The following is a 24,413-nucleotide window of genomic DNA, read 5'->3' as shown; positions in this document are numbered from 1 at the left end:
ACCGTGAGCCCCCGAAGGTAGGCGCGAACAACGTGACGACGCCGGAGCGACGACGTATTCGCGTCGAATCGACTCATTCTAGCGGTTCGCCGCAGGGGGGAAAAGCGAGGTTTCCGGGGCCGGAAATGGAGGCGGCCCCATCAGCCACATCCCGGCACACGCAGCCACCACTACCGTTGCTCCCTTCCGGGCCTGGCGGGGTTTGCGGTTTAGCGTTGCGGGAGGACCGACAGGGCCACCATAGATGCTTCATCGAGATGCTACCAGGACCACCGACGGCTTCCGCCGACGTTCGTCATACCCGATGAATTCACACGAAGCAGCAATCCGTTCAACGACTTGCCGTTACGCGATGCGCACTATAACAGCGCCCCCCGGCCCTCGCAAGAATAAACACAGGGCAAGCCGAAGGCATGCTTTGTGGTCTAGGCTAGGGGTAACGATCATCGTCAACGAAACGCCCACGGAGGGCACAGACCATGGATAAGGATCCCAACAAGGGCTATGTAGCACTGCTCGGCTGGAGCCTCAACGCCGTCGAGGCCGCCGACAACTTCGACCGCCGCTACGTGGTGGTGGCGCCGGAATGGGCCGAAGAGTATTGCCAGCAGCACGACATACCCTATGTGCCGTGGAATTTCGAACGCCTCAACGACCGCTCGATGGAGATCGCCGAGACGCTCAAGGAGATGGGCGTCGACGTCGCCATTCCACTCTACGAGGAAACCGTGGAGTGGGCCGGGGCGATCAACTCGGTGCTGCTCGACAATCCGCGCCTCTACGGCCAGGCCCTGTTGCTGCGCGACAAGGCGCTGATGAAACGCCGTGCCCAGCTGGGTGGCATCCGCGTGGGGATCTTCGAGGAAGCCCATGACCGGGACGACGTGATTCGCTTTCTCAAGCGCGTCAACCAGACGTTGCTCAAGCTCGACGGCGACCCCAACGACCCGATTCACCTCAAGGCCTTCGACAAGGCCGGCTGCCTGGGGCACCGGGTCATTCGCACGCCGGACGAGGTCGATACCATCCCCGACGAGGAATTCCCGGTGCTCATGGAATCGCACCTCGATGGCTGGGAGTTCGCCGTCGAGGCGTGGATCCACGACGGCAAGATCCGCTTTCTCAACATCTCCGAGTACGTGACCCTGGGCTATTCGGTATTCGTGCCCGCGACGCCGGAACTCGAAAAATATCGCGAGTCGATAACCCGTCAGATCGAGAAGCTGATCAAGACGTTCGACATCGATTTCGGCTTCGTTCACCCGGAGTACTTCGTCACCAGCGACGGCGAGATGTACTTCGGCGAGGTCGCCTATCGTCCCCCCGGCTTCAAGGTGTTCGAACTTCTCGAGCGGGCCTACGGCTTCAACGCCTACCAGGGGCTGATCCTGTCGTTCGACCCGAAGACCACCGAACAGGAGATCACCGACTTCTTCCCCCGCGAAGTGGTCGACGCCAAGGGCGTCGCCGGTTGTTTCGGCGTCTACCCGCGCCGTCGCGTGGTCAGCCGCCTGGAAATGCCCGAGGAGACCGAGGACCACCCCTATTTCGAGTCCCACGAACTGACCGCGCCGCTCGAGGAAACCGTCACCAAGCGGACGGCCTTCGGCACGCACTGGGGGCTGCTGTACTTCTTCGGCGACGACCCGCACACCATGCGGGATCTGCTGAAGCACCAGGAAGACCTCGACTTCTATGTATAATCGCGCCCGTACCTTTGGGCATAAGGAGCCCTTGTGACGAGCCCTGATCAACAAGCGACGAATGGCGTCAAGCTGGACGATGCGCTGACGAAATTCGACGACGCGGTCGAGATCCTCGCCAACGCCCGCGATTTCGCCAAGCCCGGCAAGGTGCGCCGGGTCTTCGACGGCGCCCGCAAGGTAATGCTGCAGCCCGGCGGTTGCGCCGCCATCGAGGCACGGGCCCAGGCGATCGAGGCCGCCGGCCTCTTCAACGGGTCCGACTGGGCCCAGCCGCAGATCCTGGTGCCTTCACTGACCGTGCATTCACTGAAGAGCGCCGAGAGCGACACCGTGGTGCTCGAGGCGCTCAGCGAACTGCGGCTGCTGGCCGTGGCACGCGGGCGCTACGAGCACCCGCTGGTTTCAGCCGAGCAGGCTCACCATTATCTGACCCAGGTACTGGCGATCAATCTCGAGCTGCTGTTCACCGCGCCCAGCGAAGCCGAGCGCGAGACCCAGGGCCGACTGGCACTGCTGACCCGCTCGCTGTTCGCGCACCTGGCCGAGACCATCGGCTACGAGCATGTCGTCGACCAGTTGATCGACGAGATCTGGCGCATCCTTCAGCAGCGGCCCATCCAGGTCGACTCGATCAAGCGCATGATCACCCAGATCGCCATCTGCCAGGCCAACCCCGACATCGACCTGGGCAACAGCGGCCAGGGGGCCGACCGCCTGGTCAGCAGCCTGTTCGGCGCGACCCAGGCATCCCGCGAGGACCCCGGCGTCGAGCTCTATCTCGAACGGCTCCAGACGATGGACAACGGCGCCCTGCAGTACGAGGCCACCGGTTTCGCCCGTGCCATGCACGACACCGGACTGGTCTCGGCCTACCACGCCGTGCTGCTGCGCCATTTGCTCGATCATGGCGATCACCTGCTGTCCGAAGCGCTGGGCCTGTCGGCCACCGGACGCGACTGCCTGCTCTGCTACCGGCAACTGGTCCAGGCGCTCATCGAGGAAGGCGTCCATGCCGCGACCCCGCAGGCGGTGTATGGGCTGGCGTTGATGCTCGAGCGCGGCATCCTCTATCAGCCCCCCGTCGCCCCGGCACTGTGGCGACAGATCGGCCTGACGGTATCGGCCTGGTCTCAGGAGCGCATCCGCATGGCCTACGGCGACGCCGTGCCACCGCGCGCGCGCCTGCTCGAGGGCGTGCTGTGCATGCTCGGCCTGCCGCTGGGCGTCGGCCAGGGCAACAACCCCACCTGCCAGTCGGCGCGTGCGCTGTCGATGTGGGCCTACAACGATCCGGACTACCTGTTGCAGATGGTCGCCTGGGCGGCCCGCGACGACGAGATCATCATGCATTTCGAGGGCATGCCGCTGTCGTCGATGGCCAGCCTGTCCGGCGTGGCCTCAAACCTGCCGCTGGATCTCGATCCGGTATCGCTGATCGTGGTGCCGCATCTCGACCGCATCTATGCCGAGATGGGCCGGCGCTGCATCGGCCGCGAGGGCGACCCCCATCGCTGGGTCAACCCGGAATTCCACGGCTGGTGGGCCGGACGCGGCTTTCGCATCAATGTCGACGTGGCGACCGGTCAACTCCATGAGCTCGAAGACTTTCTGCGCCACTTCTACGCCAGCTACCATCCGTACTACAACGGCAACCAGCCGCTGATCCATCCGCAGCCCGCCGGCATCGCCGTGACCGACAGCGCGGCGCGCTTCATCGGCTGGCACGCCATCACCCTGCTGCGGGTCAACCTGGATCCGCAGGAGGTCATGAGGGCCTACTTCTTCAACCCCAACAACGACAGCGGCCAGGACTGGGGCGACGACACCAAGGTCAGCACCTCGGGCTGCGGCGAGCGCTTCGGCGAGGCCTCGCTGCCCTTCGAGCAGTTCGCCTCGCGGCTGTACATCTTCCACTACGACCCGCTGGAGCACGGCGAGCTGGCCAACATCCCCCAGGCCGAGCTCGACCGGGTGATCGGCCATGTGCATCGCAGCTGGGGCGCCAACCGGGTCCCCGCCACCGAGCTGCAGGCGCATAGCGGCCCGGGTTGAGTTCCCGCCGGCGTCGCTCGTTCAGTTGCGCGAGCGGCGCCCGAGATACCGCGCCCAGAACGGTGCCACGATCATCAGCGCCACCATCCGCAGCAGGTGGTGAAAGGCCACGAACACCGGATCCAGTCCCAGCGCCACGGCGACTATCGCCATCTCGCCGATACCGCCCGGCGCCAGGGCCAGCAACGCCACATCCAGCGGCACATCGACGCTTTGGTGGATGAGCTCGGCGAACACCCCGAGCACCGCCAGCGCCAATGCCGTGGCGACCCCCGCCTGCCAGGCATAGCGTCCCAGACGCTTGCCGGTCAGCCCCTTGAAGCGTGCGCCGATCGAGCTTCCCAGCACCCAGAGCATGCCGTTCATCGCCCAGCTCGGCAGGTTGAGATTGCCCAGGCCGGCCACGCCGAATGCCGCCGCCAGCAACAAGGGCGCCAGCAGTGCCGGCGTGGGCAACCGCAACAGTCGCCCCAGGGGAATCGCCAGCGGCAGCGCGAGCAGCAGCCACAGATCCCGGGCCGGACCGCCGCGGGCCGCCATCGCCGAGGCATCGGCGTCCTCGAAGACCCAGAACAGCGGCGGCAACAGCAGGATGACCATCACCACCCGCAGCGACTGGGCGATGGCGATACGCTGCGGATCGCCGCCCACCTTGTCGCCCAGCAGGATCATCGCCGTCATCGCCCCCGGCGCCGAGGCGAACCAGGCACTCACCGGATCGAAGCCGCAGCGGCGATACCAGGCGGCGGCCAGCGAGGTCGACAGTGCCACCCCGACGAGCAGCAAGCCCGCCGAGACCGGCCAGTCGAGCACGCGATGGGCGAGCTGCGGGGTGACCTGGCTGCCCAGCACCAGCCCCAGCATGCCGAGGAAGACCTGCCGAAAGCGCTCGGGCACCCGCACGTCGACGCCCCGCGCGGAGATGACCAGGTTGGCGATCAGCGGCCCCAGCATCCAGGCCAGCGGCAGCCCGGTCAGCTGGAACAGACCGCCGCCCACGGCCCCCACCGCCAGCGAACGCATCAAGGCAATCAGTACGACCCTGTCCACCCCGCCTCCTTCGTGGCTCTACCTGCTTGGCATGCAAAACCCCCGGCAGCACGGAGCTGACGGGGGCTTGCGAAAAAGATCCAGAACCCGGCGCGCCGGGAGCGCCGCTGAATCAGTCCGGCTGCTTGGCTTTCATCCGCCGACGCAGCACCGGGCCGACGATGACCGGCAACACCAGACCGATGATGGCGATCACCCACAGGGTGACGGCGAGACCGCTGCCCCACAGGATCGTCCAGTCGCCGTCCGATATCTGCATCGCATGGCGCAGGTTCTTCTCCATCTCGGGCCCCAACAGCAATCCCAGGATGACCGGCACCAGCGGAATCTCGAGCTTGCGCAGGACATACCCGCCGACCCCGAAGGCGACCATGAAATACAGATCGAAGGTCGAGTGGCTGATCGAGTAGATGCCGACGAAGGCGATCATGGTCACCACCGGCAGCAGATACATCGGCGGTACCGACAGCAGCTTGACGAACACCCCGACCAACGGAATGTTGAGCAGCAGCAGCAGGAAGTTGCCGATCAGCAGCGCGGCGATCACGCCCCAGACGATGTCGGCGTTCTGGGTGAACATCAACGGCCCCGGGGTGATGTTCAACGAAATCAGCATCGCCAGCAACACCGCGGTGGTACCGCTGCCCGGCACGCCGAGGGTCAGCATCGGCACCAATGCGCCCGAGGCGGCACCGTTGTTGCCGGCTTCCGGCGCGGCCACGCCCCGCGGATCGCCTTCGCCGAAGGTGTTCTTGCTGCCCAGCACCTTCTTTTCCAGGGTATAGCTGATGAAGCTGCCCAGCGAGGCACCGGCTCCCGGCAGCACGCCGGAGATGAAGCCGATCACGCCGCCGCGCACGGTGGTCGGAAACACGCTGGCGATGTCCCGCCAGTTCAGCTTGAGCTTGTTGACCTTGATCATCTCGCGGCCGGCGCCGGCCTTTTCCTCGATGAACACCAGCAATTCGGAAATCGCGAACAGACCGACGATGGCGATGATGAAGTCGACGCCCTCGTAGAGCTCCAGGGTGCCAAAGGTGAAGCGCTGCACGCCGGTCGACATGTCGATGCCCACGGTGGCGATGATCAGGCCTATCGCCGCCGCGAGGATGGTCTTGACCGGGTTCTTGCCGGTGATCCCGCCGAGGGTGGCGAAGGCCAGCACGAACAGCGCGAAATACTCGGCCGCGCCGAAGGTCAGCGCGAACTTGGCCAGCATCGGCGCCAGCAGAATCAAGCCGATGGTGGCGATGAGACTGCCGATGAACGAGGCGATGGCGGAAATCGCCAGTGCCTCGGCGGCCTTGCCCTTGCGGGCCATCGGGTAGCCATCGAGACAGGTCATCATGGCCGGCTCGTCACCGGGAATGTTCAATAGAATCGACGAGATGCGTCCGCCGTACATGGCGCCCGCGTAGACCGCGGTCAGCATGATCAGGGCGGTTTCCGGACGCAGCCCCAGCGTGAAGGCCAGCGGGATCAGGATCGCCACACCGTTGGCCGGGCCAAGCCCCGGCAGCGCCCCGATCAGGGTGCCCAGGAAGGCGCCCATCAGGGCGAACATCAGGTTGTGCGGCTGAAGCGCGACACCAAAGCCGTCGAGGAGAAAGCCCATGGTTTCCATCAGTGCACCTCCAGGAAGGACAGCACGCCCCACGGCAGCGACAATTCAAGCACGTAGTTGAACAGCAGGAAGACCACGATGCCGCCGATCAACCCCGTGATGTAAGAACGCACCACCGGCGCGCCCATCCGCCAGCACAGCGTGCCGACCATCAGCGTGGTGGCGACGATGAAACCCAGCGGTTCGAGCACCAGGGTGTAGACGATCAGTACCGCAATGGAGATCAGCATCTCGACCGCGGTGCGCCCCAGCGGCCAGCCGTTGTTCGGGTCCGGCCGCACCATCAGGTAGACGCTGGACAGCGCCAGCACCACGGCGAGGATCGTGGGAAATGTCTCGGGACCGACAGCCTCGGTCCCGCTGAACGGTTCGGGAAACTGCTGAGCGCCCCAGCCGTACGCGACGGCCAGGACGAACATCAGCAGACCGAAGATACGGTCATTCAGGCGCATTACTTGATCAGCCCGATTTCTTTAGAAAGCGTTTCGATGTCGGCGATCTGACTCTTGACGTACTGCTCGAACTTGTCGGAGTCCGGATGGAACGGCATCAGGCCGTTCTTCTGCATGACCGACTTCCACTCTTCGCTCTTGTACAGCGTATCGAGCGCGTTCACCCAGTACTGCTTGGCGTCGTCGGAGACATCGCCCGGCATGTAGAAGCCGCGCCAGTTGGGGCCGATCGCATCGATGCCCTGTTCCTTGGCGGTGGGGATGTCGGAGAACTTGCCCGGCAGACGCTCGTCGGCGAGCACCGCGAGAATGCGCAGATCGCCGGACTCCATGAAGCCCTGGGCCTCGGAGATATCGCCGGTGAAGGCCTGGACATGGCCGCCGACCACCTGGGTCATGGCTTCGCCGCCGTTGTTGTAGGACAGATAGGTGATCCTGGGCAGGTTCTCGACGCCGGCCTTCTGGGCAGTGATCAGGACCTTGAGGTGGTCCCAGCCGCCGTTGGCGCTACCGCCGGCGAACTTGACCGACTTGGGATCTTCCTTGAGCGCGTCCATCAGCGCCGGCAGGTCCTGGTATTCGGAGTCCTTGGCGACCGCGATCACGCCGTAGTCGGCACCCACGGCACCCAGCCAGTTGACCTGATCGGCGTTCATGCCCGGAAACTGGCCCTGGGCCAGACGTGTCGTCGTCGCGGTCGAGGCCGCGACCAGCAGCTGCTCGTCGTCCGAGCGCTTGCTGACGGTGTGCGCGTAGGCCACGCCGCCACCGGCACCCGCCATGTTGGTGGTCTGCACGCTGCCCGGAACCAGATCGAGCTCCTCGAGCACGTTGCCCACGCTGCGGCAGGTGAAGTCCCAGCCACCGCCCGGATCGGCCGGCGCCAGGCAGTCGACCTTGCCGGTCGGCTCGAAGGCCATGGTCATACTGCTGACCAGGGTCAGCGAGGCGGCGGCAAGAAGCTTGAGAGGCGTTCTCATCGACATTGTTGTAGTCCCCTTGGAAAGAATGAGCGAAAGGATCGCTTGCAGGAACCGAACCGGCGACCTTACAATTCTGTAAGGAAGAACGGCGTTCCTTAGAACGGAAATTAGGCGGATGACTTTCGCGAGTCAATGTCTATTCAGGCACTTAATACCAAAGTTGAACCCAACGCAGCGCGCCTTCGGCGCACGACGAGGAAGGCAGAATCATGGCACAGGACCGGGTCGAAGCAGTGGAGCGGGCGTTGACGATACTCGACGTCTTCGATTCGCCTCAGGAACGGTTCACGCTGGCCGACCTGGCCATCGCCACCGGCTTCTACAAGAGCACGCTACTGCGCCTGCTGGGGTCGCTGGAGCGCTATGGCTACGTTCAGCGCGGCCGTGACGGACGCTACCAGCTGGGCCACAGCCCGGTACGCCTGGCACGCCGTCATCCGCCCGGCCGACAGCTGGCGGCCTGGGTCCAGCCGGCGCTCGACGCGCTGGCCGAGCGCAGCGGCGAAACCGCGGCCCTGCTGGAAATCGTCGCCGGCCAGGCCGAATGCCTGCTCGTCGCGGTGCCCACCGTGCCACTGCGCCACGAATTGCGCCCCGGCGAGCGCTGGCCGCTCAACGACCCGCGGGTGCCGACGCTGGACTTCGTCGGCGGTATCATGGTCTGTCGACCGCTGGAGGCCACGCCGGAAGCCCGCGTCCTGTGGCTGTCACTGTCCGGCCCGGTCGGCCGCCTGCAGCCAGCGGTGGCCGACACGCAGCTTGCCGCCGCACTCGGCGAACTGACACACGGCCCCGACTGCCGCCCCGCCGTCGCACCGGAGACCCGCTGATGCAACTGTTACTGGTCGAGGACGATGCCCTGCTCGCCGAAACGCTCCAGGACGCACTGCGCCTCGAAGGCTACTCGGTGCTCGCCATCGCCGATGGCGAGGCCGCCTACCAGCGCCTGACCGGCCCCAGCCATGGACATGAACTGATCCTGCTGGATCTGAACCTGCCGGGACGCAGCGGGCTCGAGATTCTCGCGGCCCTGCGCCGACACGATAGCGCGACGCCGGTGCTGATTCTCACCGCCCGCGGCGCCGTCGAGGACCGTGTTCGCGGGCTCGACCTGGGCGCCGACGATTATCTGGCCAAGCCGTTCGCGCTCGATGAGCTCGAGGCACGGGTTCGCGCGCTGCTGCGCCGCCAGAAGCCCGGCGCGCGCCTGCAGGTCGGCAGCCTCGCCTTCGACAGTCTGGCACAACGCTTCACCCTGGCCGGAGAACCGCTCAGCCTGCCACCGCGGGAACAGCGTCTGTTGAGCTGCCTGATGCGTCGCGCCGGCGAGCCGGTCGACCGCCAGCAACTCGCCCGTGAAGCCTTCGCCGGCGAGACCCTCGGCGACAACGCCATCGAGGTCTATGTCCACCGCCTGCGCCGACGCCTGACGGGTAGCGACGTCATCCTGCACACGGTACGCGGTCTTGGCTATCTGCTGGCACCGACATGACGGGCGAGAGCAGCCTCTACCGGCGGCTGATGGCCTGGTTGCTGCTCCCGCTGCTGGGGCTCGGCGCGCTGATGCTCATCCAGGCCTACCTGGGCGCGCGCGATACCGCCGACCGGGCCTTCGACCGGCTGCTCGAGGCCGCCTCGCTGTCGATCGCCGAGCAGGTCAAGAAGCAGGACGACCAACTGTGGCTGGACCTTCCCCCGGCGGCCCTGGAGATGCTCGCCACCGACGCCGAGGAACGGGTCTTCTACGCGCTCTACAATGACCGCGACGAGTTCGTCACCGGCAACGCCGAGTTGCCGGCTCCCGCCGGCCAGAGCGACGCCGACCGCCCCCTGCGCTACAGCGACGTCGACTGGCGCGGGATGCCCCTGCGCGTCGGTGTACGCGCCTCGCAGCTCGAGGGCTGGAGTCAGCGCGAGCGCTTCGAAGTGCGCGTTGCGCATACCCGCGAAGGCCGGGAACAGCTGACCCAGGCGCTATTCCGGGGCAGCCTGGGGCGTATCGCGGCCATGGCGCTGCTGGCCGCGGGGGTGGTACTGCTGGCGGTGCGCGTCGCCCTGGCGCCGCTGACCCGGCTGCGCCGGGCGATCCGTGAGCGCGACCCCCGCACGCTCGCCCCGCTGTCGCTCGAGCTACCCCGCGAACTGGCCGAACTGCGCGAGACCCTCAATGAACTGCTGACGCGGATGCGCCGCGTGCGTGCCAACCAGGAGCGCTTCATCGGCGATGCCTCGCACCAGTTGCGCACGCCGCTGGCCGGGATCTCGGCGCGCGCCGAGCTGGCACTGCGCCAGGACGACCCCCGGGCCTGGCATGCCGCCCTGGAAACCATCCAGGAGGCCAGTTCACGCACCGCCCGGCTGGCCGTGCAGTTGCTCTCGCTGACCCGGCTCAACAACCCCGAGGCCAGGCCCGAACCGAGCCGCCTGGAGTTGGGCGCGATCGCTCGCGAGGCCACGCGCAGCGCATTGCAGGCCTGCTATCGTGACGCCGTCGATCTGGGCATCGAGGCACCCGAAGAGCCGGTAATGATCGAGGGGATCGACTGGCAGCTCGAGGAAGCGCTGGCCAACCTGATCGACAACGCGCGGCGCTATGGGGCGCGGAACGTCACCGTCCGCGTGAAGGCGATGCCCCCTACCCTGGAGGTCGAGGACGACGGTCCGGGGATCGCCGCCGAGTGGCGGCTGCTGGTGCTGCGCCCCTTCCATCGCGGGCAGGGCCGCGGCGATGGTTCGGGGCTGGGGCTGGCGATCGTCGACGGCATCGCGCGTGCCCATGCCGCTCGCCTGACCCTGCACGAAGCCCGCGCCGGCGGCCTGCGCGTAACCATGACCTTCCTGGGAGACCGTGCATGACGACATCCCGCCCGAATCGCCTGGTTGCGCTGCTGGCCGGCCTCGTGCTGGCCTTTTCGAGCCCCGCGGTCATCGCCCAGGCGCGACTGCACTATCCGGCCCTGCACGATGGACCGGTTCCGAACGGCGGGAGGACACCTTCACGCCTGGTCATCCACGCCGCGCTCGATACGCCGCTGATCGCCCCGCTACTGGAGGATTTCCAGCGCCTCAATCCGGATATCGCGATCGACTATCGCAACCTCTCCACCCTGGCTGTGTACCGCACCTTCCTCGATGGCCGCGACGCTGAACGCGCCGACGTGGTGATGTCCTCGGCAATGCCCTGGCAGTACCGGCTGGCCAACGACGGCTACGCCCAGCCGCTCGACAGCGATACGGCACGCGCCTGGCCGGCCTGGGCACGCTGGCGCCATGAACTGTTCGCCGTCACCTTCGAGCCGGTGGTGATCGTCTATCGGCGCGAGGTCGCCGAACGCTTCGGGGCGATCGCCAGCCACGCCGAACTGGTCGAACGCCTCGAACAGCATGCCGCGGCGCTGCACGGGCGCGTCGTCACCTACGACCCGGCCATCAGCGGCGCCGGCTACAGCTACGCCATCGAGGAGGCGCGCCTGTCGCCGCGCTACTGGGAGCTCGTGGCCGCCCTCGGCCGGGTCGACGCCGCCCTGGTCGGCACCACCCGCGAGATGCTCGAAGGGCTTGCCGCGGGACGCTACGCGATCGGCTACAACCTGCTGGGCAGCTATGCCCGGGCGTTCGTGCGCGAGCACCCCGAGCTCGACGTCGTGGTGCCCGATGACTACGCGCTGGTGACCCACCGGCTGGCCTTCGTCGCGCGCGATGCCCGCCATCCGCACGCCGCACGCCGCTTCCTCGACTACCTGTTGAGCGAGCATGGCCAACGCGCGATCGGCGAGCTCACCCCGCTGGGAACGATCCACCCGGCGCTGCATGGCCCGGGAAGCGCCAACGCCCTGCGCGAACGGCTGGGCGAGGCGCTGCGTCCGATCGACATCGGCCCGGGGCTGCTGGCGACCCTCGACGACCTCAAGCGCGCAGCGCTGCTGAGCCGCTGGACACGCGAGTTTCAGCGCGCGGCCGCGCCCGCCGATACATCTGCCACGCCACACGACGCACGACTCGACGAGACTCCCCCATGATGCGACTCGACCAGCTGTTACTGGCTCTTGGCCTGGCGCGCTCGCGCACCCGCGCCCAGCGCCTCATTCGCCACGGCCGGGTGACGCTCGAAGACGCCCCGGGGCGGCCGCTGACCAAGCCCGGCGAGAAGCTCCCCGACGACAGCCGCCTGGTGGTCGCCGCCGATGCCGAGGAGCGCTACGTCTCGCGCGCCGGGCTCAAGCTCGAGGCCCTGCTGGACACCCTCGATCTGCGGCTCGACGGGCGACTGGTGCTCGATGTCGGCCAGTCCACCGGCGGCTTCACCGATTGCGCGCTGGCGCGCGGCGCGGCCCACGTGATCGGCGTCGAGGTCGGCCACGACCAGCTCGACCCGGCGCTGCGCGGCGCGGCGCGCGTGACCTGCATCGAAGGCCTCAACGCCCGGGCGATGGCCGGCGACGCGCGGCTGCTCGCCGCCATCGCCGACTGCGCGCCGTTGCGCCCCTCGGTGGCGGTCATGGACGTTTCGTTCATCTCGCAGACGCTGATCGTGCCGCAGCTGGCGCAGTTGCTGGCCACCGGCGGCGAGCTGTTGTCGCTGGTCAAGCCCCAGTTCGAGGTCGGCCCCGGCAACGTCGACCCGCGCGGCATCGTCACCGATACGCGTCTCTATGCCGGCGTCGAGGCGCGCCTTCGCACCTGCTGCGCCGAGCAGGGCTTTGCCGTCGAAGCCTGGCGCGAGAGCCCGATCCGCGGCGGCGACGGCAACCGCGAATTCCTGCTCCACGCACGACGACACTAGGCGACGCGGTCAGCTATCGCCGTCCTCGCCATCGGACTCCCCGCGCCCGGCCGGCCCGCCGTGGGGCCTTGCGCTGTCGCCCAGCGGGTGGGCGGCGCGCTGCGACATCACCTGGGCCGCCTGGCCATCGCTGTTGTGCAGCCAGACATCCATCTGATTGAAGGCGATGCGAATGCCGTGCTCGCGGAACAGCACATCCAGTCGACGATTGATCTCGTCGGCCGCATAGAGCCGATCGAGCAGATCGTTGACGAAGATGCGCAGTTCGAAGTTGAACGCCGTCGAGCCGTAACTGGTGCACAGCACCTGCGGCTCAGGATCCTTGAGCACGCGCTTGTTGTCGGCCGCCACCTCGCGCAGCAGCCGATGCACCGTATCCAGGTCCGAGCCGTGCGCCACGCCGTAATTCAGCACCACCCGGGTGATGTTGTCCGACAGCGACCAGTTGATCAGCTGGTCGGTGACGAAGGTCTTGTTGGGGATGATGATCTCCTTGCGGTCGAAATCGGTGACCGTGGTCGCGCGGATGCGGATGCGACTGACCGTGCCGTGCAACTGGCCCAGCGTGATGGTGTCGCCGATCCGTATCGGGCGTTCGAAGAGGATGATCAGCCCCGAGATGAAGTTGGCGAAGATCTCCTGCAGGCCGAAGCCCAGGCCCACGCCCAGCGCCGCCACCAGCCACTGCAGCTTGTCCCACGACACGCCCAGCGTGCCCAGCGCAACGACGATGCCGGTACCGACGATGACGTAGGACAGCAGCGACGAAATGGCATAGGCGCTGCCCTGCTTGAGCGACAGCCTCGAGAGCACCATCACCTCGAGCAGGCCGGGCAGGTTGCGCGCCATAAGCGACGTCAGGATGATCGTGACCAGGCTGGTCAGCACATCGGCGATGGTGATCGGCGTCTGGCTGATCGCCTCGCCGCTGCCCTGCTCGGTCGTCCAGACGGCGATGTTGTCGAGGTACGCCAGCGCCGTCAGCAGGTCGGACCAGACCAGATACAGCACCAGGGCGAAGCCCAGGAACAGGATCAGCTTGGAGAGCCGCAACGACTGCTGATTGACCTGATCGAGATCCAGCGGCGGCTCCTCGATCACCTCCAGCCCGCCCTCGGCGCCCTCCTGGGCCTGGGCACGGCGGCGTGCCACCGCGCGCCGGTAGGCCAGGCGCCGTGCCGCCACCGCCAGGCCGCGTACCACGGCGGCCTCGACCAGTATCCAGGCGCCCAGGATGTACAGGCTGACCACGAAGCGGCCGACCAGTTGAAGCGCCGTGTATTCGTAGCCCATCACGATCAGCCCGGCGAGCACCAGGGTCACCAGCGACAGCGACAGCCCCAGCAGCAGCCGGAACACCTTGGTACCGAAGAACGGTATATGGGTCAGGATCAGCCGCGCGATCAGCACGCTCATCGCCAGCAGCCCGGCCAGCAGCAGCAACAGCGCGATCGGCTGCTCGGCCAGTGTCGGGCCGCTGTCGCGGGCCAGGGTGCCGATCAACAGCACCGGCACCAGCGCGACGCCCAGCCACCACAACAGACGACGCAGGCACGCCGCGTAACCGCCCGGCCAGTGGAAATGACGCACCGCGACCCCATCACTGACCAGCAACCGCCGCGCCAGCTCGATCACGCCCCAGGCCAGGCTCAGGTGCAGCAGGGCCAGCCCCAGCAGTTGCGCCGCCCTCTCGGCGCCCTCGGCCAGCGCCAGGCCGGCGCCGGCCAGGGCCAGCGGCCAGGGCGCGGCGAGCAGCGCGTTCATGGCGATCGCCCGTGGGGTATGCATCTGGGTGTCGCGCTTGAGCCGGCCGATCTCGTCATGCAACACCAGCAGGCGTTGCTTGATACGCCGTCGGCGCAACACCAGCGTGCCCGCCAGCACCCACACCGGCAGCGCCCACAGGGCCCGGGCCTGAAGCGGCTGCCAGAACGCCTCCAGGCGCTCCTGCCAGGCGGCAGGGCTGGCATTGGCGGCCAGCGTGGCGGGCAGCTTGCGCAGCCAGCCGAGATCGAGCGGACTGCGATTGGCCACCCAGAAAAGCTGCTCTTCGATGGTCGCGCGCAGCGAACGGCTGATCGACAGCAGTTGCTGCTGGTTCAGCTGCAGGTCGATCGCCGTGGTCAGCAGCTCGCCATATTCCTGCTCGAGCTCATCGACCAGGTCGCGGCGCGACTGGTAGAGACGCGACAGCGAATCGAGCAGCGCCGGGGTGGCTTCGACACCGGCATCGTCGAGACGCTGAGCGGCGAGCGCTTCGACGTCGCGCAACGCCTCGCGCTGACGGCCCAGCTCGAACTGCTCGAGGCGCACGTCGGCGATCACCTCCTGCAACCCCTCGTGGGCATCGATCGCGGGCAACGAGCCGCGTTGCTCGCGCAGGATGCGCGACAGCAGCAGGCTGCCGCGAATCGCCTCGATCTGCTCGTTGAGCGTGCGCTGGACCTGGCGTACCCGATCCAGTTGGGTACGCACCTTGATGGCGTCACGCTCGTAGCCGTGATGGCGGTTGATGGCCTCGATCAACGACTGACTGAGCTCGCGGTTGATCGTCTGGGCGCGCGTCACCACCGGATGCCCGGCAGCGATCAGCGGGTCGCGACTGGCGGCTTCGGTAATCGCCGTCTCGAGCTTTTCGCGGCGCCGCTGGTCGAGCACCGCCTGCAGCAGGTCGAGCCGATCCTGTAGCGCGTCGAGCTGCTGTATCAGCACGTCGCGACGCTGCTCGGCGAGTTCGTGAAGGCGGGTGTTGGTCGCCAGCTGGCGACGCTTGAAGGCCAGCTCGCGCTCGGCAAGCTGCAGCTCGGCCTGTACCTTCCAGGCTTCGAGTCCCGCCTCGCCGGATGGCAGCTGGTCGCGGGCGAGACGCAGTTCCTCGATTCGCTCCAGCGACTCGCTGATCGTCGTCTGAGCGCGTTCGGGCAGGGTCTGGGCGGCAACCAGGCGTGAATTGGCCTCGGCGAGACTGTCCTGCAGGCTCTGCAACCGGTCGAGCATCTCGCCGACGTCGGCCTCGAGTTCGTCGCGGGGAATCTCCGCCAGGGCCGCGGCGCCGGGCACCTCGGTGTCTTCGGCGGCATTGGCGGCACGTCGCAGCCGCTCGAGCTCCTGGGGCCCCTGCTCGAGCTGGCGCTCGAGCTCGGCGCGCTCCCGGGCGAGGTCATCCAGCTTGTCGAGGATATCGAGCACGGCACGCAGGGTGTCCAGGCTCGCCTGCTCGCCGCTGTCGGGCTTGTCGACCGCCTTGAGGGTCTCCAGACGCTGGGCGATCTCCTCCCGCTCGGGCAGGTCGATGTCGTCCTGTGCCCACGCCGGCCCGCCGAACAAGGCGATCAGGGCGATCGCCATCAACCATCCCGTCCACCACCGCTGGTTCGCCACGCTTGTCCGCCTTTGCTGCCGATTGTCCGCCGTGGCGATTGTGCGGCGCTGCGCGACCCTTGGCAATTGCAGCCGGGAATTGACTTGCCGGCGAGTCATGGTAGAAACGAATGTCCGAATGTCTTCCTACAGGATCTCCCTATGGCTGCGCCGATCGCCCTGCCGATCTTTTCTTTACTGGCCGCCTCACTCGCCCTGCTGCCAATGGCGGCGATCGCCCAGGATGGCGAGTCCGATAGCGCTACCGAATCGGCCCTCGAACAGGCGCAGACGCGTCGTGATTACGAAGACGAGTCCAACCGCAACCCCCTGGCCATCACCGCCTTCCGGCGCAACTACCTGCTGCCCTGGACCTACAACACCGATCCCAACCAGGGCGCGTTCGACGAGATCAGCGACGAGACCGACGCCGACAACGCCGAGGTCAAGTTCCAGCTCAGCCTCAAGATCAACGTGCTCGAGGACCTCTTCGGCGACAACGGCGATCTGTATTTCGCCTATACCCAGCGCAGCTGGTGGCAGGCCTACAATTCCGACGCTTCGGCACCGTTTCGCGAGACCAACTACGAACCCGAGGTCTTCGTCAGTTTCGACAACTATTTCTCGTTGCTGGGCTGGACCAACACCTTGAACCGCATCGGCTATGCCCATCAGTCGAACGGTCGCTCACAGCCCTTGTCACGCAGCTGGAACCGCATCTACGCCGACATGCTGTTCCAGCGCGGCGACTGGGCCATCAGCATCGCCCCGCACTGGCGGGTGCCGGAAAGCGAGAACAACGACGACAATCCCGATCTCGAGAACTACATCGGCTACGGCGACATCACCGTCATCCGGGCCTTCGGCGACCAGGAAGTGTCGGTGATGGCGCGGGGCAATCCCGGCAAGCACCACTATGGCGTGCAGTTCGACTATTCGTTTCCGCTGGCCGGCAAGATTCGCGGTCACGTGCAGTATTACGATGGCTACGGAGAAAGCCTGATCGACTATGACAACGACGTGCAGCGTCTGGGCATCGGCTTCAGTCTCAACACCTTCCTGGCGGGTATACCCGGCAGCCGTTGATACAACAAGTCATGCTGCTATGATGAATACGTTATTCACCGTCAAAGGAAGACAGCAAATGGCCATGTTCCCCACCGGACAGCATGACAACAACACCAGCACTGCACAGCTGAAGGAAGACCTCCAGCATCTGTCCCGCACCGTCGAGGAGTTGGTCAGCGCCACGGCCGAGGATTCTCGCAGCAACGTCAAGGAGATGCGCGAGCGTGCCCAGCAACGCCTCAAGGAAACGCGCAGCCGGCTCGAGGCCCGTGGCGAAAAGCTCTACCACGATACGCGTGACGGCGTGCTCGACAGCGCCGACCAGTGCGACCGTTATGTCCACGAGAACCCCTGGACCAGCATCGGTGTCGGCACCGCCGTCGGCGTCGTGATCGGTCTGCTGCTCGGGCGTCGCTGATGGCCGATAGCCAGGGACCGGCAGAGCGAGTCATTTCGGCGGCACGACGCCTGATCGGCAACGTCGTCGTGATGGGCGAGACGCGTCTGCGTCTCGCCGTTCTCGAACTCGAGCTCGAACGTGATCGTCTGCTTTCACTACTGCTGATTGCCGGGGCCAGCCTGATTCTGTTCTCGTTCGGCATCGGCATGCTGCTGCTGCTGGTCGTCGTCCTCTACTGGGATGAGCACCGCCTGCTGGCCATTGCCCTGTGCTCCCTGGCCTTGCTGCTGGCGGCCGGCCTGCTTGCGGCCAAGGCCAAGCGGATCGCCAGTCAGCGCAAGCTGATGGAATCGACCTTGCACAACATGCAGCAGGATCGACGGGCGCTGGAGTCCTCGCATGACTCATAACGACCGCCTGGCACGACGCGAGCAGCTCGAGGCGCAGATCCTGCAGCAGCGCCTCGATATGGGCATGGCCCTGCGTGACTGGCGCGAGGCCACCGCGCCGATCGATCGAGGCTGGCAGAAACTCATGCAGTGGCGTGCGCCGACCATTGCCGCGCTGGGTCTGGTTTCATTGCGCGGGGTCACCCGGCCTCGCTCGACCGGTCGGACGATTCGCCGGACGATGACCGGGCTGCTGCTGGCCAACCGGCTGAGAGCGGTCTATCGCGCCATCAATCGCTGAGCCGACCACGTACTCTCGCGAACGCCGAACCCCGCCTGCGAGGCGGGGTTCGGCGTTTTTATCTGCCCTTTCCAGCGCTGCGGGCGGCTAGGCCGCCGCGGCAGCTCAAGGCCGGTAGAAGCGACGCATCGCCTGCATGGCCTCGCGAACCGCCGGCGAGATGCTCTCCTCGAGCGGCTCGAGCTTGCGGTCGACCACCTTCCAGTCGCCGGCGCCGTCGATGACGGTGATGCGATCGTCCTCGATGATCCCGGTATCCAGGTAACTGCTGGCCATCACCCAGTCGTGATCGAGCGTACCGTCGAGCATGTCGCCTCCCTGGCTGTAATCGCCGAATGGATTGCTGCAGCCCAGCGCGTGGCGCATCAGTGTCGGTGCGACATCCAGGTGGCTGGTCATGCCCTCATGCCGCCCCGGTTCGATTCCCGGGCCGTGCAGAATCATCGGCACCCGGGTCTGAGGGGCCGCGAAGTGGCTGTTGTGGCCCCAGTAGTTGCGTTCGAAGTCGTTGAACGATTCGCCGTGGTCGGCGGTGATCACCAGCAGGGTGTCGTCCCACTCGCCACTGCGCTTGAGATCCTCGATCACCCGCCCGATCAGCCGGTCGTCGTGATAGACCGAATTGCGATGCAGGTTGAAGTAGGGCTCGGGATCGGTGTCGGGGCCCAGGTCGAGATAGTTCATGGCCTCGGCCGCCGGCTGGAAGGGCTCGGCGCCTCCTTCGGGCACGCTATAGCCATGCGGCGCATCGTAGAACAGCATGCCGAACCAAGGGCGCCGCGCGTCGTTGCGGCGACGCTCCTGCTGCCAGTCGAGCCAGGTCTCGGTCATCTGCCGGTCGCGCGCCGCGGGGGTGTCACCCGTCGGCGTGGCCGGCAGCTCGGGCACCGAAGCGAATACCGAGCGGTCGAAGCCGACGCTGTCGAGACTCGCCGAGGCGAACAGGCCCAGCCGGTAGTCGCTTTCCTGCAGCTGCTCCATCAGCAGTGCCGGCGTCTGGGAATTCTCGAGCTGGTGATAATAGTTGCCGGTGAGCCCGTAGAACAGGCTCATGATCCCGGTGCGGGTGCTGTTGCCACCGCTGTAGTGATTCAGGTAGCGGCGCCCCTGCCCTTCCAGGGCCGCCTGCATGCGTGGCGTGACCCGCGGGCCGAACTCGTCGGCGCGCCAGCTGTCGAGGATCACCAGCAGTACATTGGGTGCATCCTCGCCGCCGCGGCAGGTCAGCGGTGCTTTCGGCCAGTTCAGGCTATCGGGTGCCTCATGTTCGATGTCGACGCGCGCGGCACGCATCGCCCGCGGATCGAGCCAGCCCTGATCCTGCATGAAATCCTTGGCCGTCGCCGGGAACAGCAGCGGGAATATCCCGGTCTGCTGGGTCACGCTGCGCTGATAGCGCGCATCGGCCACCACATGCGTGGCGTGACTGGTCAGCAATGCCAGCAACAGCGCCCCGGCCACCCGCCACAGCGGCCACTGCAGGGTACGCGGCGAGCGCAGCAGTCGCGCGGCGAGCCAGCCTTCGAACGCCAGCAACGCGCTTACCACGCCGATCACCACCAGCCAGGTCGAGGCGGTGAAACTGAATATCTCGCCATTCTTGTCGTTGAGAAACAGCGAGACCATGAAATGGTTGAGATGGAAGCGATACTGGGCGTAGACCACGGTGTCGATCAGCAGCAGCCCCAGACCGGCCGTGGCCAGCAGGCCGGCGGGCAGCCACAGGAACTGGCGTGGCATGACCAGCGATAGCAGCCACAAGGGCAGCCCGAACAGCAGGGCCAGCAACCCGAAGTGACCGATCCAGGTCACGATCAGGTAGGCGATGCCCAGGCCATCGTGGGGCACCTCGAGAAACGGCACATAGCGCAGCGCGATGAGCCATACCAGCAACAGGTTGATCAGCGTGAAGGCCAGACTGCCACGCAGCCGATGACGAGCACGCGACGGAGAGGTCGAATTCATGAAAGCGCAACGCTAGCGTCACAAAAGGGCCACTATTGTGTCACGCCATGCGGCGCTTGGCAGATGTCACCGTCACCCGACGCTCTCCGCTGGCTCTACAGGGCCGTCATCGCTCGAGACGAATCAGGCTCTTTCGAGGTAATGCAGGCTGAACAACGCGTCGCGGTCGGTCCACGCGGCGTGCGCGGCGAGCGTCTGGAATCCCGCCACGCTGTACTTGTAGGAGTTCTCGGTGTGCAGAGTTTCTCCGGACGAGAAATGAAACTGCTCGCCGGCGACGCTAATTCGCTGCTCATCGGCGCTGACCAGATGCATCTCTACCCGCGACTCGGCGGCATTGTAGAACGCCCGATGCATGAAGCGCTGCGGATCGAGATCGCCTTCGAACTCGTCTCGCATGCGCAGCAACAGGTTGCGATTGAAGGCCGCGGTGAGCCCCGCGGCATCGTTGTAGGCGGCATCGAGGATCCGTGCATCCTTGATCAGGTCGACGCCGACCAGCAACCCGCCGCCGGCCGGCAACAGGCCATGTAGCCCACGCAGGAAGTCCTGGGCCTCCCACGGCGCGAAGTTGCCGATACTCGAGCCGGGAAAGAACGCCACCGGCCGCTCACACGGCACGCCTGGCGGCAATGCCACACGCTGACAGAAGTCGGCATGGATCGCATGCACCTCGAGCCATGGATAATCGTCGGCCAGACACCGGGTACTCTCGCGCAGGAATTCCCGGGAAATATCCACACCCAGATAACGCACCGGCCGCAGCGCCTCGAGCAACAGGCGAATCTTGCGGCTGGCGCCGCTACCCAGCTCGATCAGCGTCGCCTCGTGCCCCCCACCTCGGCGATGGCCGTCACCGATTCGGTCAGGATGCCCTCCTCGGTGCGCGTCGGGTAATACTCCGGCTGCTCGCAGATGCGATCGAAGAGCGCAGAGCCCCGCCGGTCGTAGAGCAGCTTGGGCGAGACCGACTTGGGGGTCGCGCGCAACCCCGCGAGCAGTTCGTCGCGCAGTGCGGCCCGGGTCGCGTGCGGGCTCTGATCATGGAAATGAACGTTGCCACCCATAATCATGCGTCCCGGGCCAGGCGTACGCCCGAGAACGCCCAACGCGCCTGCGGCGGAAAGAAGTTGCGGTACGTCGCGCGGATATGCGAGCGCGGCGTGGCGCAGCAGCCCCCGCGCAGCACCATCTGTCCCGACATGAACTTGCCGTTGTACTCGCCCAGGCTGCCCGGCAGCGGCTGGAAGCCCGGGTATGGCCGGTAGGCACTGCCCGTCCATTCCCAGACGTCACCGAACAGCTGACTCGGCGCCCGGCCATGCGAGGTGCTCGCCACGGGCTGCAGGCGATCGCTCTCGACGAAGTTACCCTCGCCGTCCACAGCCTCGGCGGCGATTTCCCACTCGGCCTCGCTGGGCAATCGCGCACCCGCCCAGCGGGCGTAGGCATCGGCCTCGAAGAAGCTGACATGACACACCGGGGCGTCGGGGTCGACCGGCGCCAGACCGCCCAGGGTCATGTGATACCAGCCCTCGTCACGCTGCACCCAATACAGGGGGGCCGTCCAGCCCGCCTCCTTGACCTGCTGCCAGCCATCGGCCAGCCAATGATCGGGACGCCGGTAGCCGCCATCGCGCATGAACGCCAGGTACTCGCCATTGGTCACCGGGCGATCGGCAAGTTCGAAGGCCTCGACGAACTGCCGGTGACGCGGCATCTCGTTATCGTAGGCGAAGGCACCGGTGCCGGCCTCGTGACCGATGCGCCGCACCCCGGCCGGATGGCTCAGCCAGGCGAACTCGCCGGGCATCGCCGCAGGCGCCACGGCCAGATCGTCACGGTAGACCGGATACAACGGGTTCTGCGCCAGGATGTGCTTGATGTCCATCACCAGCAGTTCCTGGTGCTGCTGCTCGTGATGCAGCCCCAGTTCCACGCGGCGGAGAATCTCGCCGACATGTTCGGCGGGCGGCGCTTCGAGCAGCCGGGTCATGGCCTCGTCGACATGGCTTCGATAACGGTATACCTCATCGACCGTGGGGCGCGAGATCATGCCCCGGTCGGGGCGCGGAAACGGCGTGCCGTGGGTCTCGTAATAGGAGTTGAAGAGGAAGTCGTAGGCCGGGTCGAGCGGCCGATAGGCTTCGAGGAAGGGTGTGAGCAGAAAGGCTTCGAAGAACCAGCTGACGTGGGCGATGTGCCATTTCGGTGGACTGACATCGACCATGCTCTGGACCATGTAGTCTTCGCGATGCAGCGGCGCGCATAGCCGCTCGGTGGCGGCGCGCACGCGCTGGTAGTCGCGCAGCCACTCCTTGATGTGCCGACTGTCGAGGGTATCGCCGATAAGCTGATGGGCAAGCGGGGCCATGGGAACACTCCTTTTCGCGGGGCTGGGTCCGTCCGTCGACGCTCCTCTCAGCGTAGGAGCCCAGCCCCGGGCTGCAAGTGTTCTCAGGTCCGGAGAGGCCGCTGTCAGCGACTCAGCGCGCTCGCCAGTCGCTGCTCGGCCTCCTCCGCGGCATCGATCGCCACGAAGGGCACCCCCCGCTCGGCCAACTCGGCCCGGGTCGCGGCATCGAAGCACGCGATGTCACGGGCGTCGCCATGTACCACGGCGACGACACCATGGCGCTTGACCAGCGAGACCACCTCGCTCGGGTAATAGACCCGCACCCCCTGCATGTCGGTGGCATGATTCCAGGGTTCGTCATCGACCAGCGCCAGGACCCGGTACTCGCGCGAACCGGCAAGCTCGGCCAGCAGCCGATAGGCATGATAGTTCAGGCCGCAGACGATCACCGGCCGGCGCGAGCGCGCAGGCTTGCCGGCGCGACGGATGCCGGCCGCCAGTCGCTTGAGGATGCTGCTCACGTCGTTACCTCTCCAGGCTGATTACAGGGACAAACCGCAGGCCACCGCCGAGGCCCAGGCCCACTGGAAGTTGTAGCCGCCCAGCTCGCCGGTCACGTCGAGTACCTCGCCGATGAAACGCAGCTGCGGCAGATCCCTGACCGCGAAGGTCTTCGACGACAGGGCGACGGTATCGACGCCGCCCATCGTCACCTCGGCGGTACGCCAGCCCTCGGTGCCCGCCGGCTTGATGCGCCAGCGGTTGAGCCGTTCGGCCCAGGCATCGAGCTGGGCGTTGGAGCGCTCGGCGAGCACACCGTCGTCGCCGTACCATTCGACCACGGCCTGGGCCAGGCGCCTGGGCAGCCGCTCGGCGAGCCAGCTTGACACCAGCCGCCGCGGCGTCGCCCGGCGTGCCTCGCGCAATGCCGCGCCGGCATCGATGCCCGGCAGCAGGTCGATGACGAGTTCATCGCCAGGCTGCCAGTAGCTCGATATCTGCAACATCGCCGGCCCGGAAAGCCCGCGATGGGTGAACAGCAGCGGCTCGCGGTAGCGCCCGCCGCGACAGCTCACCGCGACCTCGCAGGATACCCCCGCCAACGCCGCCGCGCGGGCCTTCCACTGCGAGGTCAGGGTGAACGGCACCAGCGCGGCACGCGTCTCGGTCACCGTCAAGCCGAACTGGCGGGCGACGTCGTAACCGAAGCCGCTCGCCCCCAGCGTGGGGATCGACAGCCCGCCGGTGGCGATCACCACCGCGCCGCATTCGATGCGTCCCGCGGCCGTGGTCAGGCGCATGCCCTCGGCGTGGCGTTCGACACGCTCGATGGGCGTGTCGAGGCGCATCTCCACGCCGGCCCACCGGCACTCGGTGAGCAGCATGTCGAGAATCGGCCGCGACGAGTCGGCGCAGAACAGTTGGCCCGGCGCCTTCTCCACCGGCTCGATGCCGTGGCGCTCGACCAGTTCGAGAAAGTGCTCGGGCCGGTAGCGCTTGAGCGCCGATATGCAGAAATGCGGATTGGCCGAGAAGAAATTGGCCGGCCCGGTGTCCAGGTTGGTGAAGTTGCAGCGCCCGCCGCCGGACATCAGGATCTTCTTGCCCGGCTTGTTGGCATGGTCGAGCAGCAGCACGCGCCGGCCGGCGTAGCCAGCGGTCAGCGCGCACATCAGGCCGGCGGCGCCGGCGCCGACGACCACCACGTCGGGATGAGTAGGCATGCGGGAACTCCGGGCGATTCGGGACAGGCGCGCATTCTACCGCCCAAGGCCTGCCCGTTGCACAAGCTCGGGCCGGCTTCTATCTTCCAGCGCCACGTGTCGGCATACTCGCCTGAACCGAATCACCCGCGCGGCAGGGCCATGTCGAGCGCCCCTTCGAGAATCGCCGCGTCCGCGAGCCAAGGATATCATGACCGATC

General features: G+C 66.6%; 22 protein-coding genes and 1 other RNA gene. 11 read left to right on the top strand and 12 right to left on the bottom strand.

Annotated elements, in window-relative coordinates; all coding sequences use genetic code 11:
• Nucleotides 1–135 precede the first annotated feature (135 nt).
• Nucleotides 136–232: signal recognition particle sRNA small type (ffs, locus tag HR9077_RS04590), an RNA gene on the bottom strand.
• 247 nt (nucleotides 233–479) lie between these two features.
• On the opposite strand from ffs, the gene HR9077_RS04585 reads away from it, so the two are divergent.
• Both HR9077_RS04585 and HR9077_RS04580 read left to right on the top strand, forming a co-directional pair.
• Nucleotides 480–1,703 (top strand): ATP-grasp domain-containing protein, encoded by a 1,224-nt coding sequence (locus HR9077_RS04585; RefSeq protein ID WP_136065604.1) that lies wholly within the window; start codon nucleotides 480–482, stop codon nucleotides 1,701–1,703.
• Between the two features lie 33 nt (nucleotides 1,704–1,736).
• A complete protein-coding gene (locus HR9077_RS04580) occupies nucleotides 1,737–3,758 on the top strand; it encodes a hypothetical protein (RefSeq protein ID WP_136065602.1) in 2,022 nt (673 codons plus the stop codon).
• A gap of 21 nt (nucleotides 3,759–3,779) precedes the next feature.
• On the opposite strand, the gene HR9077_RS04575 is transcribed toward HR9077_RS04580, so the two are convergent.
• From HR9077_RS04575 to HR9077_RS04560, 4 genes are all read right to left on the bottom strand, one after another.
• Nucleotides 3,780–4,781 carry an AbrB family transcriptional regulator gene (locus tag HR9077_RS04575; RefSeq protein ID WP_136065711.1) on the bottom strand — a complete coding sequence of 334 codons (1,002 nt, stop codon included), beginning with the start codon at nucleotides 4,779–4,781 and terminating at the stop codon, nucleotides 3,780–3,782.
• Between the two features lie 139 nt (nucleotides 4,782–4,920).
• The gene (locus tag HR9077_RS04570) at nucleotides 4,921–6,432 is read right to left on the bottom strand and encodes a tripartite tricarboxylate transporter permease (RefSeq protein WP_136065600.1); all 1,512 of its coding nucleotides are present in this window, start codon (nucleotides 6,430–6,432) and stop codon (nucleotides 4,921–4,923) included.
• A complete protein-coding gene (locus HR9077_RS04565) occupies nucleotides 6,432–6,884 on the bottom strand; it encodes a tripartite tricarboxylate transporter TctB family protein (protein WP_136065598.1) in 453 nt (150 codons plus the stop codon). The genes HR9077_RS04570 and HR9077_RS04565 overlap by 1 nt, the downstream gene beginning before the upstream one ends.
• Nucleotides 6,884–7,870 carry a Bug family tripartite tricarboxylate transporter substrate binding protein gene (locus tag HR9077_RS04560; RefSeq protein WP_136065596.1) on the bottom strand — a complete coding sequence of 329 codons (987 nt, stop codon included), beginning with the start codon at nucleotides 7,868–7,870 and terminating at the stop codon, nucleotides 6,884–6,886. Before HR9077_RS04560 ends, HR9077_RS04565 begins: the two co-directional genes overlap by 1 nt.
• A gap of 206 nt (nucleotides 7,871–8,076) precedes the next feature.
• Here HR9077_RS04560 and HR9077_RS04555 point away from each other — a divergent pair, with 206 nt between their 5' ends.
• From HR9077_RS04555 to HR9077_RS04535, 5 genes are read left to right on the top strand one after another with little or no spacing between them, the layout of a single operon-like run.
• Nucleotides 8,077–8,697, top strand: a complete 621-nt coding sequence (locus HR9077_RS04555; protein WP_136065594.1) for a helix-turn-helix domain-containing protein — start codon at nucleotides 8,077–8,079, stop codon at nucleotides 8,695–8,697.
• A complete protein-coding gene (locus HR9077_RS04550; RefSeq protein ID WP_136065592.1) occupies nucleotides 8,697–9,359 on the top strand; it encodes a response regulator transcription factor in 663 nt (220 codons plus the stop codon). Before HR9077_RS04555 ends, HR9077_RS04550 begins: the two co-directional genes overlap by 1 nt.
• Nucleotides 9,356–10,723: a sensor histidine kinase gene (locus HR9077_RS04545; protein WP_136065590.1), complete on the top strand. Its 1,368-nt coding sequence runs from the start codon at nucleotides 9,356–9,358 to the stop codon at nucleotides 10,721–10,723. Before HR9077_RS04550 ends, HR9077_RS04545 begins: the two co-directional genes overlap by 4 nt.
• Complete coding sequence (locus HR9077_RS04540; RefSeq protein WP_136065588.1) at nucleotides 10,720–11,886, top strand: ABC transporter substrate-binding protein; 1,167 nt, start codon at nucleotides 10,720–10,722, stop codon at nucleotides 11,884–11,886. Before HR9077_RS04545 ends, HR9077_RS04540 begins: the two co-directional genes overlap by 4 nt.
• Nucleotides 11,883–12,650, top strand: coding sequence for a TlyA family RNA methyltransferase (locus tag HR9077_RS04535; RefSeq protein ID WP_136065586.1), 768 nt, complete (start codon nucleotides 11,883–11,885; stop codon nucleotides 12,648–12,650). Before HR9077_RS04540 ends, HR9077_RS04535 begins: the two co-directional genes overlap by 4 nt.
• Nucleotides 12,651–12,659: 9 nt before the next feature.
• Here the strand turns inward: HR9077_RS04535 and mscK are convergent, their stop codons facing one another.
• Nucleotides 12,660–15,998 (bottom strand): mechanosensitive channel MscK, encoded by a 3,339-nt coding sequence (mscK, locus tag HR9077_RS04530; RefSeq protein ID WP_136065584.1) that lies wholly within the window; start codon nucleotides 15,996–15,998, stop codon nucleotides 12,660–12,662.
• Between the two features lie 174 nt (nucleotides 15,999–16,172).
• Between mscK and HR9077_RS04525 the strand changes: the two genes are divergently transcribed.
• Genes HR9077_RS04525 through HR9077_RS04510 form a run of 4 tightly spaced genes read left to right on the top strand, consistent with a single transcriptional unit; the run spans nucleotide 16,173 to nucleotide 18,168 of the window.
• Nucleotides 16,173–17,096, top strand: coding sequence for a phospholipase A (locus HR9077_RS04525; protein WP_136065582.1), 924 nt, complete (start codon nucleotides 16,173–16,175; stop codon nucleotides 17,094–17,096).
• A gap of 58 nt (nucleotides 17,097–17,154) precedes the next feature.
• The gene (locus tag HR9077_RS04520) at nucleotides 17,155–17,496 is read left to right on the top strand and encodes a DUF883 family protein (RefSeq protein WP_136065580.1); all 342 of its coding nucleotides are present in this window, start codon (nucleotides 17,155–17,157) and stop codon (nucleotides 17,494–17,496) included.
• Nucleotides 17,496–17,888, top strand: a complete 393-nt coding sequence (locus HR9077_RS04515; protein WP_136065578.1) for a phage holin family protein — start codon at nucleotides 17,496–17,498, stop codon at nucleotides 17,886–17,888. Before HR9077_RS04520 ends, HR9077_RS04515 begins: the two co-directional genes overlap by 1 nt.
• Nucleotides 17,878–18,168: a YqjK-like family protein gene (locus HR9077_RS04510; protein WP_136065576.1), complete on the top strand. Its 291-nt coding sequence runs from the start codon at nucleotides 17,878–17,880 to the stop codon at nucleotides 18,166–18,168. Before HR9077_RS04515 ends, HR9077_RS04510 begins: the two co-directional genes overlap by 11 nt.
• A gap of 105 nt (nucleotides 18,169–18,273) precedes the next feature.
• On the opposite strand, the gene HR9077_RS04505 is transcribed toward HR9077_RS04510, so the two are convergent.
• From HR9077_RS04505 to HR9077_RS04485, 6 genes are all read right to left on the bottom strand, one after another.
• Nucleotides 18,274–20,133 carry a DUF3413 domain-containing protein gene (locus HR9077_RS04505; RefSeq protein WP_136065574.1) on the bottom strand — a complete coding sequence of 620 codons (1,860 nt, stop codon included), beginning with the start codon at nucleotides 20,131–20,133 and terminating at the stop codon, nucleotides 18,274–18,276.
• Between the two features lie 123 nt (nucleotides 20,134–20,256).
• Entirely contained in the window at nucleotides 20,257–20,910 is a 654-nt protein-coding gene (locus HR9077_RS04500; protein WP_280178409.1) for an L-histidine N(alpha)-methyltransferase, read from the bottom strand.
• Nucleotides 20,911–20,948: 38 nt separating this feature from the next.
• Nucleotides 20,949–21,200 (bottom strand): L-histidine N(alpha)-methyltransferase, encoded by a 252-nt coding sequence (locus HR9077_RS22310; protein ID WP_280178408.1) that lies wholly within the window; start codon nucleotides 21,198–21,200, stop codon nucleotides 20,949–20,951.
• Between the two features lie 2 nt (nucleotides 21,201–21,202).
• Nucleotides 21,203–22,507 (bottom strand): ergothioneine biosynthesis protein EgtB, encoded by a 1,305-nt coding sequence (gene egtB, locus HR9077_RS04495; RefSeq protein WP_136065572.1) that lies wholly within the window; start codon nucleotides 22,505–22,507, stop codon nucleotides 21,203–21,205.
• A 104-nt stretch (nucleotides 22,508–22,611) separates the two neighbouring features.
• Entirely contained in the window at nucleotides 22,612–23,010 is a 399-nt protein-coding gene (locus HR9077_RS04490) for a nucleoside-diphosphate sugar epimerase/dehydratase (RefSeq protein ID WP_136065570.1), read from the bottom strand.
• Between the two features lie 21 nt (nucleotides 23,011–23,031).
• The gene (locus tag HR9077_RS04485) at nucleotides 23,032–24,213 is read right to left on the bottom strand and encodes a BaiN/RdsA family NAD(P)/FAD-dependent oxidoreductase (protein ID WP_136065568.1); all 1,182 of its coding nucleotides are present in this window, start codon (nucleotides 24,211–24,213) and stop codon (nucleotides 23,032–23,034) included.
• Between the last annotated feature and the right edge of the window lie 200 nt (nucleotides 24,214–24,413).

This window comes from Modicisalibacter radicis, from assembly GCF_900961225.1.
GTDB lineage: Bacteria > Pseudomonadota > Gammaproteobacteria > Pseudomonadales > Halomonadaceae > Modicisalibacter.
Note: the sequence above shows the minus strand (reverse complement) of the source record. Positions and strands in the feature narration are given on the sequence as shown.